We start from the raw sequence: 14,686 nt of genomic DNA, 5'->3' as shown, positions 1-14,686 counted from the left end.
GGGCCGTCACATCCCGTGACCGCCCGGCCCTGTCCCCGCCGCCCCCGTCGCCGTACGACTCACATGCCGTGCACGGCCGGCACCGTCCCCAGCCGGCCCGCCTGGAAGTCCTCCATCGCCTGCCGCAGCTCCGCCTCCGTGTTCATCACGAACGGCCCGTAGTGCGCCATCGGCTCCCGGATCGGCCGGCCACCGAGCAGGACGATCTCCAGGTCCGGCGTGTTGGAGTCCTGGGACTCGTCCGCACGGACCGTGAGCGCGCCGCCGTCGCCGAAGACCGCCGTCTGCCCCTTCCGTACCGGACGACGCTCCATGCCGACCGAGCCGCGCCCGGCCAGGACGTACGCGAGGCCGTTGAACTCCTCGCGCCACGGCAGGGTGATCTGCGCCCCGGGCCGCAGCGTCGCGTGGATCATGGTGATCGGGGTGTGGGTGATGCCGGGGCCCTCGTGGCCGTCCAGCTCACCCGCGATGACCCGGAGCAGCGCGCCACCGTCGGGGGAGGTCAGCAGTTGGACCTGACCGCCCCGGATGTCCTGGTAGCGGGGGTTCATCATCTTGTCGGACTTAGGCAGGTTCACCCAGAGCTGGAGCCCGTGGAAGAGCCCGCCCGACATCACCAGGGACTCCGGGGGCGCCTCGATGTGCAGGAGGCCGGAGCCCGCGGTCATCCACTGCGTGTCGCCGCCCTGGATGGTTCCGCCGCCGCCGTTGCTGTCCTGGTGGATGAAGGTTCCGTCGATGAGGTACGTGACGGTCTCGAAGCCTCGGTGGGGGTGCCAGGGCGTGCCCTTGGGCTCGCCCGGCGCGTACTCCACCTCGCCCATCTGGTCCATCATGATGAACGGGTCGAGGTAGCGGTAGTCGATCCCGGCGAACGCGCGGCGCACCGGGAAGCCCTCCCCCTCGAAGCCGGTGGGCGCGGTGCTCACGGCGAGGACGGGGCGGGGTGCGGCGTCCACGGGCGCGGCGACGCGCGGCAGGGTGAGCGGGTTCTCAACAGTCACGGCGGGCATCGAAGGACCTCCTTGTGCGGCCGACTTCTGCGCTCCGGTCGGCTCGTGCGCTCAGTTTAGTTGAATCCTGAACTTTCTGCCAGCCATAACGCGGGGATGCCCGGGAGGTATTCCTCCCGGGCATCCCCGCATCGAACGCTCAGCCAGCCCGCCGACCCCTCAGCCCGCTCAGCCCGCTCAGACCCCTCAGCCCCCAGCCCCCTCAGTCCCGCCGCGTCAGCCGTACATCCGACGCATCGCGAAGTCCACCATCTGCTCGACGGCCTTCGCGTCGAACACCATCCGGTGCTCCCCCTCCATGTCGAGGACGAAGCCGTACCCCGTCGGCAGGAGGTCGATCACCTCCGCGCCCGTGATCACGAAGTACTTGGACTCCTTGCCCGCGTACCGCCGCAGCTCCTTGAGCGAGGAGAACATCGGGATCACCGGCTGCTGGGTGTTGTGCAGCGCCAGGAAGCCGGGGTTGTCGCCGCGCGGGCAGTAGACCTTCGAGGTCGCGAAGATCTGCTGGAAGTCCTCGGCGGCGAGGGTGCCGGTGGTGAAGGCGCGCACCGCGTCGGCGAGCGACGGCGGCGACGGCTCCGGGTACAGCGGCTGCCCCTGCGGCTGGCCCCCGTATGGCTGCTGGGGAGCGTACTGCTGGTGAGCGCCCTGACTCTGGTCATAGCCGTACATGCCCGCAAGAGTAACGAGTCACAGTTGGACGAAGGGGGGTTGCAACTTATTACCGACGGGTAGCATCATGGTAGCTACTTGCTGGTACGTGGGTTTGCACACTGACTCCCGATCTCTACGGAGCCGTCGCCATGGGGCATTACAAGTCGAATCTCCGCGACATCGAGTTCAACCTCTTCGAGGTCCTCGGCCGCGACAAGCTGTACGGCACCGGCCCGTTCGCGGAGATGGACGTGGACACCGCCAGGAGCGTGCTGGAGGAGGTCGCCCGGCTCGCGGAGAACGAGCTGGCCGCGTCCTTCACCGACGCCGACCGCAACCCCCCCGTTTTCGACCCCGAGACCAACACCGCGCCGGTCCCCGAGTCCTTCCGGAAGAGCTACCAGGCATTCATGGACTCGGAGTACTGGCGGCTCGGCCTGCCCGAGGAGATCGGCGGCACCACCGCGCCCCGCTCCCTGATCTGGGCCTACGCCGAGCTGCTGCTGGGCGCCAACCCGGCCATCTGGATGTACTCCTCGGGCCCCGCGTTCGCCGGCATCCTCTTCGAGGAGGGCAACGACGCCCAGAAGAAGGTCGCCGAGATCGCCGTCGAGAAGCAGTGGGGCTCCACCATGGTCCTCACCGAGCCGGACGCCGGCTCGGACGTGGGCGCGGGGCGCTCCAAGGCGATCCAGCAGGAGGACGGCTCCTGGCACATCGAGGGCGTGAAGCGCTTCATCACCTCCGGTGAGCACGACATGTCGGAGAACATCCTTCACTACGTCCTCGCCCGCCCCGAGGGCGCCGGCCCCGGCACCAAGGGCCTCTCGCTCTTCCTCGTGCCGAAGTTCCACTTCGACTGGGAGACCGGCGAGCTGGGCGAGCGCAACGGCGTCTACGCCACCAACGTCGAGCACAAGATGGGCCTCAAGGCTTCCAACACCTGCGAGATGACGTTCGGCGACCGGCACCCGGCCAAGGGCTGGCTGATCGGCGACAAGCACGACGGCATCCGCCAGATGTTCATGATCATCGAGTTCGCCCGGATGATGGTCGGCACGAAGGCCATAGCGACCCTCTCCACCGGCTATCTGAACGCCCTGGAGTACGCCAAGGAGCGAGTCCAGGGCCAGGACCTGGTCAACTTCGCCGACAAGACCGCGCCCAAGGTCACCATCACGCACCACCCGGACGTCCGGCGCGCCCTGATGACCCAGAAGGCGTACGCGGAGGGGATGCGCGCGCTCGTCCTCCACACCGCCTCCGTCCAGGACGAGATCGCCGCCAAGGAGAGCGCGGGCGAGGACACCGCAGCGCTCACCGCGCTGAACGACCTCCTCCTCCCGATCGTCAAGGGGTACGGCTCCGAGAAGTCGTACGAACAGCTCGCCCAGTCGCTCCAGACCTTCGGCGGCTCCGGCTACCTCCAGGAGTACCCGGTCGAGCAGTACATCCGGGACGCCAAGATCGACACGCTCTACGAGGGCACCACCGCCATCCAGGGCCAGGACTACTTCTTCCGGAAGATCGTCCGGGACCAGGGCCAGGCGCTGAACAGCCTCTCCGAGGAGATCAAGAAGTTCCTGGCGGTCGGCACCGGCGGCGCGGAGCTGGCACCGGCCCGCGATGCGCTCGCCAAGGCTGCGGTCGACCTGGAGGCGATCGTCGGCGCGATGACGAACGACCTCATCGCCACCGGCGACGACGTCAAGAACATCTACAAGGTCGGCCTCAACACCAGCCGACTGCTGCTCGCCTCCGGTGATGTCGTCGTCGGCTACCTCCTGCTGCGCGGCGCGGCCGTGGCGGCGGAGAAGCTCCAGACGGCGTCCGCGAAGGACGTGCCGTTCTACCAGGGCAAGATCGCGGCGGCGAAGTTCTTCGCCGCGAACGTACTGCCGGGCGTCTCCGTCGAGCGGAGCCTCGCCGAGAGCGTGGACCTCTCGCTGATGGAGCTGGACGAGGCGGCCTTCTAGGGCCTGTCCGGACAACAGAACGAGAGAACGAGAGAAGAACCTCCCGGAACCGGTCTTCCTGCCGGTGGGGCGGCGCCGGGCCACGCGGCCCGGCGCCGGCTCCGCCGAGGGGACCGGTTCCGGCGTGTTCGGGCCGGACTCCGTCCAGCACGGCCCTCCTCGCCCTCCTGCCACCACATGGTCCGGGCCTCCTGCGACCCAGTGGTCCGAGCCTCCTATCACCACATGGTCCGGATTGGCCGTACAACCTTCCGAATCCGCCGCGGGTCTCATGGTCAATCGTTCGATCATGAGAGCTTTCCACCACTGGTGGGAGACGGAGCCCCGAGGGGATCGGCACACCGATCGCGCGCCGGTCCACGGGGCAGGCACAGGAGACATCCCTATGAACACGCGTTCCCGCTCGGCCGCCACGGTGGCGGTCTGCGCCGCCACCGTGCTCGGTGCGATCGGTCTGACCCCCGTCGCTGCGACCGCGGCCCCCTCCGTCCCCGCCCCGAAGGCGAAGGCCGAATCCACCGCCGACTACAACGGCGACGGCTTCGCGGACATCGCCATCGGCGCCCCCAACGCGAAGATCAACGGTGTGGCGAAGGCGGGGGCCGTCACCGTCATGTTCGGCTCCGCCACCGGATACCGGAACACCGGTGGGCAGACCGTCTCCCGGGCCGACGCGGGAGTCCCCGGCGACCCCAAGACCGACGAGCGCTGGGGGCAGGTCGACGACGGCGGCGACCTGAACGGCGACGGATACGACGACCTGCTGGTCCGCAACCACTGGACCAGCAGTTGGACGGTCCTGTGGGGAGCGAAGCAGGGCCTCTCGGGCGGCGTCGAACTGCGCGGTGGCGAGGGCACCACGGCCTCTCCCCGTTTCTACAACACCGTCGCCATCGGCGACTACAACGGCGATGGCGCGGCGGATCTGGCCTCGACGGCGAACGTACAGCCCCTGGACGAACCATTCGACTCGGCGAAGTACGCCCTGATGCTCCTCAACGGTCCGTTCGACCGCTCCGGCAAGCCCGCCGAGGTCGTCATCCGGTACACCGAGGTCAAGGACAACAAGTACGCGCCGGCGTCCCTCGCCACCTCCGACATCACCGGCGACGGCATAGACGACCTGATCACCAACGGCTCCTGGCGCGGTTCCGGCTCGCCCTATCTCGTCGACGCCGGGATGATCTACCGGGGCTCGGCCAAGGGCCTGGTGCCCGGCACCGTCGTCAAGGGCCAGGGCTGGGCCTCCGCCTCCGGCGACATCAACAAGGACGGCTACCCCGACTTCGTCAGCGGCCAGGACATGTACCTGGCGGCCGCGTCCGGCGGCTCCGTCCGCATCACCTACGGCGGCCCCAAGGGAACCAGCACGACGCTGAAGCCGCAGACCTTCACCCAGGACACCCCCGGCGTGCCGGGGGTGAACGAGAAGGACGACCGGTTCGGCGCCGCCGTCGACCTCGGCGACGTCAATGGCGACGGATACGCCGATGTCGTCATCGGCGCTCCCTGGGAGGACGGTACCGAAGCCAGCACCAACGGGTCCGGCTCGGTCACCGTGCTGCTGGGCAGCGCCAAGGGCGTCACCACCAACGGGGCCCAGCTCTTCACGCAGAACACCAAGGGGGTACCGAGCACCTCCGAGAGCCGGGACCAGTTCGGCGACAAGGTGCACATCGCCAAGGCCGCCAACGGCAGGACCGAGGTGCTCGTCGGGGGCTTCGGCGAGGACCGGTGGGTGGGGCGCGTCTGGCGGTTGCCCACCAACTCCTCCGGGGTCACCGGGACCGGCAGCACCAGCGTCACCGCCAAGACCCTCAGCGGACTGGGCGGCGCCGTCCACTTCGGCGAGTTCTTCAGCCGCTGAACACCGGCTGCGAGAGCCGCTGAGAGGGCCGCGGGGCGAGCCATGGGAGAGCCGCTGAGAAGCCGCTCCGGAGCCACCGGGGAACCCTGACGCAGCGCAGGTCATCTGGTCCTCCCTGGACCCGATGCAATACCGTCGGCCCGCGGCCTCCCGAAATTTCCGGGAGGTGCGCGGGCCGTCCGTATGACCAGCGGTCACCAAGGCTTGGGGGGAACGATGTCGAGCGGATTATCACGGTTCGCGGTGGCCGGGCTGGCGGGGCTCGCCGCCCTCGTCCTGATGTTCGGATCGTACGACGGCGATGACGGCAAGGACTCCGACGCCACCGACGAGGAGAAGGCGTCGAGCAGGTCCGCGGCCCGCAGCGGCGTGCTCGACCGCGACCGGACCAGGAAGCTGCTGCCACCGCGGGACGCGCTCAAGGGGTGGACGCCCGTCGGCGGGCCGACCGCGGAGGACGTCACCTCCGCCCCCGGCTTCGTCTGCTCCTCCCGGGCGGCGCCCGTCTGCGGGGACGCCGTGGCGTACGGGAAGGCCCTCTACGCCAAGGCGAACAGCGGGCGGATCACGTTCACCGTCTACGCCTACAAGAGCGCCACGGCGGCGACCAGCGCCTACCCCCACATGTGGAAGGACGGCCACGCCGAGCTGCGCCCCCCGCTCACCAACGCGCGGCTGAGCGGCGAGACCGGCCAACAGCACAACGCCCGCCGCGGGAAGTACCCCTTCATGACCGCTCCCGGAGCAATCGTCCAGCTCCGCGTGGGCACCACCCTGCTGCTGATCGAGAGCGGCGGCGCCGACGCCCGCAGACTCAGCGACGCACGGCTGAGCGATCTGGCGACCATGTTCGTCAAACGGTCCCAGCAGGCGCAGAAGGGCGAGAAGCCCTCCGCCAAGGTGGCGGGCTGACCCCGCTGCGGTCGCACGGGTCCGTGCCCGGGAGGTGCGGGGCGGGACGGAGGGATCACCACCTGCCCCTACACCATCGAGAGCGTGCGCACGGCATCACGCGCCCCCTCTGCGCGCCCCTCGTTAAGGTGGGCTCATGAGCACCAGCACGCCGGTCCGATTCGACCGCGGACACACCGACGACCTCCTCTCCTTCCTGACCGCCGCCCCTTCGCCGTATCACGCGGTGACGGTCACCGCAGAGCGGCTGGAGAAGGCCGGATTCCGGCAGGTCCGCGAGACGGATGCCTGGGACGCGACCGCGGGCGGCAAGTACGTGATCCGCGGCGGTGCGCTCATCGCCTGGTACGTGCCCGAGGGCGCCGATCCGCACACCCCGTTCCGGATCGTCGGCGCGCACACCGATTCGCCCAACCTCCGGGTCAAGCCCGACCCGGACAGCGGCGCCCACGGCTGGCGACAGATCGCCGTCGAGATCTACGGCGGACCGCTCCTCAACAGCTGGCTCGACCGCGACCTCGGGATCGCCGGGCGGCTCACCCTCCGCGACGGCTCCCAGCGGCTGATCAACATCGACCGGCCGCTGCTCCGGGTACCGCAGCTCGCGATCCACCTCGACCGCTCGGTGGTGTCCGACGGGCTGAAGCTCGACAAGCAGCGCCATATGCAGCCCATCTGGGGGCTGGGACAGGTCCACGAGGGCGACCTCATCCGGTTCCTGGAGGAGGAGGCCGGGCTCAGTGCGGGCGAGGTCACCGGCTGGGACCTGATGACCCACTCGGTCGAACCGCCCGCCTACCTCGGCCGGGACCGGGAGCTGGTGGCCGCCCCGCGCCTGGACAACCTGCTCTCCGTCCACGCCGGTGCCGCCGCGCTCATCGCCGCAGCCGCCGCGCCCGGGCTCTCGTACCTCCCCGTCCTCGCCGCCTTCGACCACGAGGAGAACGGCTCCCAGGCCGACACCGGCGCGGACGGACCGCTGCTCGGATCGGTGCTGGAGCGCTCGGTGTTCGCCCGCGGCGGTACGTACGAGGACCGGGCGCGCGCCTTCGCCGCCACCATCTGCCTCTCCTCCGACGTGGGCCACGCGGTCCACCCCAACTACGCGGAGCGGCACGACCCGACGCACCACCCGCGCCCCAACGGCGGCCCCATCCTCAAGGTCAACGTGAACCAGCGGTACGCCACCGACGGCGCCGGGCGGGCCGTGTTCGCGGCGGCCTGCGAGCGGGCGGGGGTGCCGTGGCAGTCCTTCGTCTCCAACAACGCGATGCCGTGCGGCACGACCATCGGCCCGATCACCGCGGCGCGGCACGGCATCCAGACCGTGGACATCGGGGTCGCCTGTCTCTCCATGCACAGCGCGCGCGAACTGTGCGGATCGGACGACCCGTATCTGCTGGCCAACGCCCTGACGTCGTTCCTCCAGAGCTGACGCCCCCCGGGAGCCGGCGTGCGGGTGCCCGGGAGGTCGTGCACCTCCCGGGCACCCGTGCGAACGCCCTACGGCTCGCCCCGGGGCACCCCGCGGGAATGCCCTACGGCTCGGTCGTGGCGCCGTCGTCCATGCCCGCCAGGACGAGCGGCAGCCGAGCCGCCCCGCCCTCGGTCACCCGTACCGGAACCCCCCAGTCCTGCTGGTGCACATGGCAGGCCGGGTACTCGTTGGCCGGATCGTCGTCACAGGACGCGGCCATCGCGGAGACGTGCAGCACGCCCTCCCCGACCCCCGGATCGATCTCCAGCGCGCGCGACAGCTCCGTCCCCGCGCCCGCACCGCCGAGCAGCAGCCCCGGTGGGGTCGACGAGACCAGCAGCCGGGTCGACGGACCGTACCGGGTGTCCAGCTTCTGTCCGTCGGGGGCCTGGAAGACGACGTCCAGCCGCAGCGGGCCGGGGGCGACGTCGGTGGCCGACCGCCGGGTGCGGTGCGCGACGGCGTCCACCCGTACCGCCTCCTCCGGCAGCCGCAGCCGGGTCAGCCGGTGCCGCGCCGACTCCACCACCACGATGTCGCCGTCCACCAGCACCGCGCCCGAGGGTTCCCGCAGATCGGTGGCGAGGGTGCTGACCTGCCCGCTCGCCGGGTCGTAACGGCGCAGCGCGTGGTTGTAGGTGTCGCTGACGGCGACCGATCCGTCCGGCAGCGCGGTGACCCCCAGCGGGTGCTGCAACAGGGCCTGCCCGGCGTCCCCGTCCCGGTGGCCGAAGTCGAAGAGCCCGGTACCGGCGGCGGTGTGGACGGTCCCCCCGGTGTCGATCCAGCGGAGCGCGGAGTTCTCGGAGTCGGCGATCCACAGCCGGTCACCGGCGGCCGCGAGACCGCTCGGCTGCGCGAACCACGCCTCGGCGGCCGGCCCGTCGACCAGCCCCTCGTTGGTGGTCCCGGCCGCGACGCGGACGGTGTCCGCTGCGGGCTCGTAGGTCCACAGTTGGTGCACCCCGGCCATGGCGATCCAGAGCTTCCCCTCCCACCAGGCGATGTCCCACGGCGAGGAGAGGTCGACCGCCCGCGCCGGGCCGTCCGTCGCCGAGCCCTGCCACCACTGCTTCCCGGTGCCCGCGAGGGTGGTCACGGCCCCGGTCCCGAGGTCGAGGCGGCGGATCGCGTGGTTGACGGTGTCGGCGACGGCGACCGCGCCGTCGGGGAGGAGTGCGAGCCCCTGGGGCTCGTTGAACCGGGCGGTCTCCGCCGGGCCGTCCGCCAGTCCCCGGGTGCCGTCCCCGATCCGCCGTACGACGCTCTCGCCGTCGGGCGCCAGCTCGACCAGCCGGTGCCGGGTTGAGTCGGAGACCAGGAGGTTCCCGGAGGGCAGCAGCAGGGCCTTCCCGGGGAAGCGCAGCTCGGTCGCGGCGGGCTCGGGCGCCACATACGGCCCGTCCCCGCGCCGCAGGGTGCCCTTCGCGCCGTGCACCGCCTCCAACTCCGCCACCAGGGCGGCGATGGCGTGTGCATGACCCTCGCCGGCGTGCTGGGCGACGACGTACCCCTCGGGGTCGATGACGACCAGGGTGGGCCAGGCCCGTACGGCGTACTGCTTCCAGGTCGCCAGCTCGGGATCGTCCAGGACGGGGTGGTGCACCTGGTACCGCTCGACGGCGTCCACCACGGCCTCGTGATCGGCCTCGTGGACGAACTTCGGCGAGTGCACCCCGATGATCACGACGGTGTCGCGGTGCTCCTCCTCCAGCTCCCGCAGCTCATCCAGGACATGCAGGCAGTTGACACAGCAGAAGGTCCAGAAATCGAGCACCACGATCTTCCCTCGCAGCTCGCCGAGGGTGTACTGCCTGTCACCGGTGTTCAGCCAGCCGCCCTTGCCGATCAGCTCAGGGGCCCGAACGCGTGCACGTATCGCCATACCCCCATCCAACCGCACCGGCCCGGGTATGCATTTCGGTATGAAATATCTCGTACGAGACAAGCTCTTCGCGATCGGCGACGACTACTGGATCGAGGACGAGCGCGGCCGGCACGCCTTCCTCGTGGACGGCAAGGCCCTGCGGCTCCGGGACACCCTGGAGCTGAAGGACCCGACCGGACTGGTCCTGATCACGCTGCGCAAGAAGCTGCTCAGCCTGCGCGACACGATGACCATCGAGCGCGACGAGGCCACCCTCGCCACCATCCGCAGAAAGCGCCTCTCGCTGCTGCGCAACCACTACCGCGTCACCCTGGTGGAGGGCACCGAGCTGGATGTGAGCGGGCGGCTGCTGGACCGTGAGTTCGTGATCGAGTACGAGGGGGAGCTGCTGGCCCACGTCTCCCGCCGCTGGTTCCGGGTGCGGGAGACCTATGCGATCGATGTCGTACGGGAGGACGCGGACGCGGCGCTGCTGATCGCGGTGGCGGTCTGTGTGATCCGCATGGCCGAGAAGGAGCGCGAGCCGTCCGACGACTGACCCGTACGGCGGGCCTGCGGAGCGGCCGTCGTCAGGAGACCCCGGACCCGGATCCGTACGCGGATTCATCGGGCTCCCGCCCCCGGGCCTACGATCGTCACACGAAAGGACTGCCGGGGCGCCGCCCGGCAGCGTAACTTAAACAGCCGAGCCTCCTGCGCAGCCCAGCCGTCAGCAGTCAGCCCGCGTACCGCCAGAACGTCGAGGGGTCCCGTGACCGTCCATCCCAGCCTCCAGACCTACGTCGATGCCTGGACCCACGCCATCGAATCGATAGCCGAGCTGGTACAGCCACTCGTCGAGGGTGAGTGGAACCGAGTGACGCCGTGCCCCGCCTGGTCGGTGCGCGATGTGGTCTCGCATGTCATCGGCATGGAGACCGAGATGCTCGGCGATCCGCGCCCCATCCACACCCTGCCGCGCGATCTCTACCATGTGAAGAACGACTTCGCGCGGTACATGGAGATGCAGGTCGATGTGCGCCGTCACCACACCGCTCCGGAGATGACCTCCGAACTGGAGTATGTGATGATCCGGCGGGCCCGTTCGCTGCGGAACGAGAAGCGTTCGCCGGAGACCAAGGTCCGTGCCCCGCTCGGCGCCGAGCAGAGCCTCGAACTCGCCATGCGGATGCGTGCGTTCGACACCTGGGTGCACGAGCAGGACCTGCGGGTCGCGCTCCACGAACCCGGCAACATCGACTCCCCCGGCGCCCTGGTCACCCGTGACGTACTGCTGGAGGCGCTGCCGAAGGTCGTCGCCAAGGACGCGGGGGCGCCGCCGAATTCGGCGGTGGTGATCGATGTGCACGGTCCGGTGGAGTTCCTCCGCACGGTCCGGGTGAACGCGGAGGGGAAGGGCTCGGTCGACGGATCGCCCTCGCTGGGGCCGATCGTGACACTGGCTCTGGACTGGGAGACGTACTACCGACTGGCGTGCGGGCGGGTCCGGTACGCGGCGGTGGCCGACCGGGTGAAGGTGGACGGCGACCAGGAGCTGGCGACGGCGATCCTGCGGTCGTTCGCGGTCACTCCCTGAACGACCGCGTCACCCCCAGCGGTTCGCCGTGGGGGACCCACACCAGGAGCCGGACCCCGGTTGACCGCGCACGCCGGGACCGTGCGCGCCGCGCCCTACGCCGGTACGTGCACCGTCTCCACCCGGCTCGCCACCAGCCGTTCCCGCTCCAGCCGGACCGCCCGGCCCCGCAGGCGGAGGATCTGCGCCACCCCCAGCGCCTCCAGCACGAACACGCACGAGAACGCGATCCGATAGTTCCCACCGCTCGCGTCCAGCAGCACGCCGACCATGAACAGCGTCGTCATGGAGGCCGTGAAGCCACCCATGTTGACGATGCCCGAAGCCGTGCCCTGTCGCTGCGGCGGATTGGCCGGACGGGCGAAGTCGAAGCCGATCATCGACGCCGGGCCGCACGCCCCGAGCACCACACAGAGTGTGATCAGCAGCCACATCGGCGCCTGGTCCCCGGGGTGGATGACGGTGGCCGCCCAGACGAGCGCGGTCGCCGCGACCGTGCCGAGCGCCAGGGGGACGCGCGCGCTGTGGTGACGGGCGATGATCTGCCCGTACACCAGGCCCACCACCATGCTCACCAGCACCACCAGGGTCAGCAGTGAGCCGGCCGTCTCCCGTGTCAGCCCCTGCGCCTCGACCAGGAACGGCATCCCCCACAACAGCATGAACACCATCGCCGGGAACTGGGTGGTGAAGTGCACCCACATCCCCAGTCGGGTGCCCGGCTCCCGCCAGGAGAGGGCGATCTGCTTCCGTACGAACGCGGCGCCCGCGTGCCGTCCGGACGCGGCGGGCTCATGGCCCTCCGGATGGTCCTTGAGGAAGAGCAGCACCAGCACGACGACGACCGCGCCCGCCACCGAGCTGCCCGCGAAGGTGGTGACCCAGCCCAGATCGTGCAGCAGCCGCGCGATGAGCATGGTCGAGACGAGATTGCCCGCCATCCCGAAGAGCGCGGCGACCTGCCCGATGAGCGGGCCGCGCCGGGCCGGGAACCAGCGGCTGCCCAGCCGCAGCACACTGATGAAGGTCATCGCGTCCCCGCAGCCCAGCAGGGCGCGGGCGGCGAGGGCCGTGCCGTACGAGGGGGAGAGCGCGAACCCGAGCTGCCCCACGGTGAACAGCAGCGCGCCGAACGCCAGGACCTTCTTGGTGCCGAACCGGTCGACCATCAGCCCCACGGGTATCTGCATTCCCGCGTAGACCAGCAGTTGGAGGATGGAGAAGGTGGAGAGCGCGGAGGCGTTGACGTCGAAGCGGTCGGCGGCGTCGAGTCCGGCCACCCCCAGCGACGTACGGAAGATGACGGCGACGAAGTAGACGGCGACGCCGATGCCCCAGACCGCGGCGGCGCGACGGCCGCCGGGAGGGTCGCCGGGTATGCCGGCCGGGGCGCTCACCGGACCTCGCCCCGCGCCAGATTGCTGAACCAGCCCACGTGCCGGTGGACGAGGGCGGCGGCCAGGTCCGCGTCCCCGGCTCTCAGCGCCTGGAGGATCTCGCTGTGCTCGACGACGTTCTTGGCGATGCGATCGGGGTGGGCGTGCATGATGGCGACCCCCATCCTGAGCTGCCGGTCGCGGAGCTGGTCGTAGAGCCGGGAGAGGATCTCATTGCCGCCGCTGCGCACGATCTCGGCGTGGAACGCCCGGTCGGTGACCGCGACGGCGGCCAGGTCCCCGGCCTCGCCCTGGCGCTTCTGCTGTTCGAGGAGGTCTTCGAGACGGGCGATCAGCAGCGGTGAGGCGGGTACGGCCTTACGGGCCGCGTGCTCCTCCACCAACAGCCGGGTCTCCACCACATCGGCGATCTCCTGCGCGGAGACGGCGAGGACGAGCGCGCCCTTCTTGGGGTAGAGCTTGATCAGCCCCTCCACCTCCAGCTTGAGCAGCGCCTCACGGACGGGGGTGCGGGACACCCCGACGGCATCGGCCAGTTCGCCCTCGGTGAGGAGGGTTCCGCCCTCGTAGCGGCGGTCCAGAACCGCCTGCTTGACATGGGCGTAGACACGTTCGGCGGCGGGGGCGGCGGCAGGCATGCGCACAGCATAGATACAAGACAGGTGCATCCCAAGGGGCCGTCCACCATCCAGGACGGCGCCACAACCGGCCCCGGACCCCCCTCCGAAGCTCCCCAGGGCCTGACTGTGGCCCCACCCGCCACGGGCGCCCCACGGGGGCGGGAGGGGGGCCCATGGGACGCGTCCGGGACCCGTCCGGCAGGGGGCGTCGGGGGACACCGGGAATTTTCGAACAGAAATCGCGTGATTCCGTGCATCCGTTCGACCCGTTCAGGAGTCTTTCATCGGGGCCCTCCCGTGAGCCGGCCCCGCGACAGGCGTTTTTCGACGGAGTGCGAACTCGGAGCGATTCTCTTGATATTCAGCAACACGAGCGTGCGTAGCGCCGCCACGGTTGTCCTCTCCAGCGGTCTCCTGCTGACCGCTTCCCCCCTTGCGGCGCCCGCCCAGGCGGCGTCCCGGCCGATCCCGTCGATCGCCGCCAAGGGCGGTTTCGTGATCGACCAGACCTCGGCCAAGGCGATCTACGGCAAGGCCAACGACCTGCGCCGCGAGATGGCGAGCACGACGAAGGTCACGACGGCGATCACCGTTCTCACCACGCCGGGCCTCGATCTCAACCGCAAGGTCACCATCAAGCAGGCGTACCGCGACTATGTCGTCAGGGAGGGTGGCAGCACCGCCGACCTGAAGACCGGCGACAAGCTGACCGTCCGCCAGCTCCTCTCCGCGCTGATGCTGCCCTCGGGCTGCGACGCCGCGTACGCGCTCGCCGACACCTTCGGCACCGGTTCGACCACGGCGGCACGCACCGCGTCGTTCATCGGCAAGATGAACAAGAAGGCCAGCCAGCTCGGCCTGAAGAACACCAAGTACGACTCGTTCGACGGCATCTCCCGGGCCGGGGCGAACTACACGACCCCGTCCGACCTGGCGAAGCTGGCCCGGCACGCCTTCAGCAGCAGCGTCTTCCGCGAGGTGGTCGGCGCGACCTCGTACAAGACCGTCGCGCTGACGAAGGACAGCCGCAAGCGCACGTACACCTGGTACAACACCAACCGGCTGCTGGGCTCCTACAAGGGCGCCGTCGGCATCAAGACCGGCACCGGCACCAAGGCCGGCCCCTGCCTGATCTTCGCGGCCACCCGCGGGGACAAGACCTATGTCGGCGTGGTCCTGAACAGCTCCGCCCGCTACACCGACGCGGGCAAGCTGCTCGACTTCGCCTTCGGCTCCACCACGGCGAAGACGATGAAGCTGCGTTCGCTGCCGGTGGGCGCGCAGAACGACTGATCCGGCG

General features: G+C 70.1%; 12 protein-coding genes. 7 read left to right on the top strand and 5 right to left on the bottom strand.

Annotation, left to right across the window (positions count from 1 at the left end; translation table 11 throughout):
- Positions 1–59 precede the first annotated feature (59 nt).
- Together ACH4S7_RS13250 and ACH4S7_RS13245 are read right to left on the bottom strand one after the other, a co-directional pair.
- On the bottom strand, positions 60–1,016 hold the full coding sequence (locus ACH4S7_RS13250; protein WP_398521227.1) for a pirin family protein: 957 nt from the start codon (positions 1,014–1,016) through the stop codon (positions 60–62).
- A gap of 216 nt (positions 1,017–1,232) precedes the next feature.
- Positions 1,233–1,691, bottom strand: coding sequence for an SseB family protein (locus tag ACH4S7_RS13245; RefSeq protein ID WP_398521226.1), 459 nt, complete (start codon positions 1,689–1,691; stop codon positions 1,233–1,235).
- Between the two features lie 131 nt (positions 1,692–1,822).
- Here ACH4S7_RS13245 and ACH4S7_RS13240 point away from each other — a divergent pair, with 131 nt between their 5' ends.
- The 4 genes from ACH4S7_RS13240 (at position 1,823) to ACH4S7_RS13225 (ending at position 7,863) form a co-directional block, all read left to right on the top strand.
- Positions 1,823–3,649 (top strand): acyl-CoA dehydrogenase, encoded by a 1,827-nt coding sequence (locus tag ACH4S7_RS13240; protein WP_398521225.1) that lies wholly within the window; start codon positions 1,823–1,825, stop codon positions 3,647–3,649.
- 385 nt (positions 3,650–4,034) lie between these two features.
- Entirely contained in the window at positions 4,035–5,516 is a 1,482-nt protein-coding gene (locus ACH4S7_RS13235) for an FG-GAP-like repeat-containing protein (RefSeq protein WP_398521224.1), read from the top strand.
- Between the two features lie 216 nt (positions 5,517–5,732).
- Complete coding sequence (locus tag ACH4S7_RS13230) at positions 5,733–6,428, top strand: hypothetical protein (RefSeq protein ID WP_398521223.1); 696 nt, start codon at positions 5,733–5,735, stop codon at positions 6,426–6,428.
- A gap of 136 nt (positions 6,429–6,564) precedes the next feature.
- Positions 6,565–7,863, top strand: coding sequence for a M18 family aminopeptidase (locus tag ACH4S7_RS13225; protein ID WP_398521222.1), 1,299 nt, complete (start codon positions 6,565–6,567; stop codon positions 7,861–7,863).
- Between the two features lie 103 nt (positions 7,864–7,966).
- Here the strand turns inward: ACH4S7_RS13225 and ACH4S7_RS13220 are convergent, their stop codons facing one another.
- Positions 7,967–9,790, bottom strand: coding sequence for an NHL domain-containing thioredoxin family protein (locus tag ACH4S7_RS13220; RefSeq protein WP_398521221.1), 1,824 nt, complete (start codon positions 9,788–9,790; stop codon positions 7,967–7,969).
- A 40-nt stretch (positions 9,791–9,830) separates the two neighbouring features.
- Here ACH4S7_RS13220 and ACH4S7_RS13215 point away from each other — a divergent pair, with 40 nt between their 5' ends.
- Entirely contained in the window at positions 9,831–10,331 is a 501-nt protein-coding gene (locus tag ACH4S7_RS13215; protein WP_398521220.1) for an LURP-one-related/scramblase family protein, read from the top strand.
- A 213-nt stretch (positions 10,332–10,544) separates the two neighbouring features.
- Positions 10,545–11,369, top strand: a complete 825-nt coding sequence (locus tag ACH4S7_RS13210) for a maleylpyruvate isomerase family mycothiol-dependent enzyme (RefSeq protein ID WP_398521219.1) — start codon at positions 10,545–10,547, stop codon at positions 11,367–11,369.
- Positions 11,370–11,464: 95 nt separating this feature from the next.
- Here ACH4S7_RS13210 and ACH4S7_RS13205 read toward each other — a convergent pair whose 3' ends face one another.
- Together ACH4S7_RS13205 and ACH4S7_RS13200 are read right to left on the bottom strand one after the other, a co-directional pair.
- The gene (locus tag ACH4S7_RS13205; protein ID WP_398521218.1) at positions 11,465–12,766 is read right to left on the bottom strand and encodes a nitrate/nitrite transporter; all 1,302 of its coding nucleotides are present in this window, start codon (positions 12,764–12,766) and stop codon (positions 11,465–11,467) included.
- Positions 12,763–13,404 carry a GntR family transcriptional regulator gene (locus tag ACH4S7_RS13200; protein ID WP_398521217.1) on the bottom strand — a complete coding sequence of 214 codons (642 nt, stop codon included), beginning with the start codon at positions 13,402–13,404 and terminating at the stop codon, positions 12,763–12,765. The genes ACH4S7_RS13205 and ACH4S7_RS13200 overlap by 4 nt, the downstream gene beginning before the upstream one ends.
- Positions 13,405–13,761: 357 nt before the next feature.
- Here ACH4S7_RS13200 and ACH4S7_RS13195 point away from each other — a divergent pair, with 357 nt between their 5' ends.
- On the top strand, positions 13,762–14,679 hold the full coding sequence (locus tag ACH4S7_RS13195) for a D-alanyl-D-alanine carboxypeptidase family protein (RefSeq protein WP_398521216.1): 918 nt from the start codon (positions 13,762–13,764) through the stop codon (positions 14,677–14,679).
- The last annotated feature ends 7 nt before the right edge of the window (positions 14,680–14,686 follow it).

This window comes from Streptomyces sp. NPDC020965, from assembly GCF_044333555.1.
Taxonomy (GTDB): domain Bacteria; phylum Actinomycetota; class Actinomycetes; order Streptomycetales; family Streptomycetaceae; genus Streptomyces.
Note: the sequence above shows the minus strand (reverse complement) of the source record. Positions and strands in the feature narration are given on the sequence as shown.

What these genes read in the sequence shown, in the direction of transcription:
- ACH4S7_RS13245 (WP_398521226.1), bottom strand. Translation starts at nt 1,691, where the DNA reads ATGTACGGCTATGACCAGAGTCAGGGCGCTCACCAGCAGTACGCTCCC.
- ACH4S7_RS13220 (WP_398521221.1), bottom strand. Translation starts at nt 9,790, where the DNA reads ATGGCGATACGTGCACGCGTTCGGGCCCCTGAGCTGATCGGCAAGGGC.
- ACH4S7_RS13240 (WP_398521225.1), top strand. Translation starts at nt 1,823, where the DNA reads ATGGGGCATTACAAGTCGAATCTCCGCGACATCGAGTTCAACCTCTTC.
- ACH4S7_RS13200 (WP_398521217.1), bottom strand. Translation starts at nt 13,404, where the DNA reads ATGCCTGCCGCCGCCCCCGCCGCCGAACGTGTCTACGCCCATGTCAAG.
- ACH4S7_RS13230 (WP_398521223.1), top strand. Translation starts at nt 5,733, where the DNA reads ATGTCGAGCGGATTATCACGGTTCGCGGTGGCCGGGCTGGCGGGGCTC.
- ACH4S7_RS13235 (WP_398521224.1), top strand. Translation starts at nt 4,035, where the DNA reads ATGAACACGCGTTCCCGCTCGGCCGCCACGGTGGCGGTCTGCGCCGCC.
- ACH4S7_RS13225 (WP_398521222.1), top strand. Translation starts at nt 6,565, where the DNA reads ATGAGCACCAGCACGCCGGTCCGATTCGACCGCGGACACACCGACGAC.
- ACH4S7_RS13250 (WP_398521227.1), bottom strand. Translation starts at nt 1,016, where the DNA reads ATGCCCGCCGTGACTGTTGAGAACCCGCTCACCCTGCCGCGCGTCGCC.
- ACH4S7_RS13215 (WP_398521220.1), top strand. Translation starts at nt 9,831, where the DNA reads ATGAAATATCTCGTACGAGACAAGCTCTTCGCGATCGGCGACGACTAC.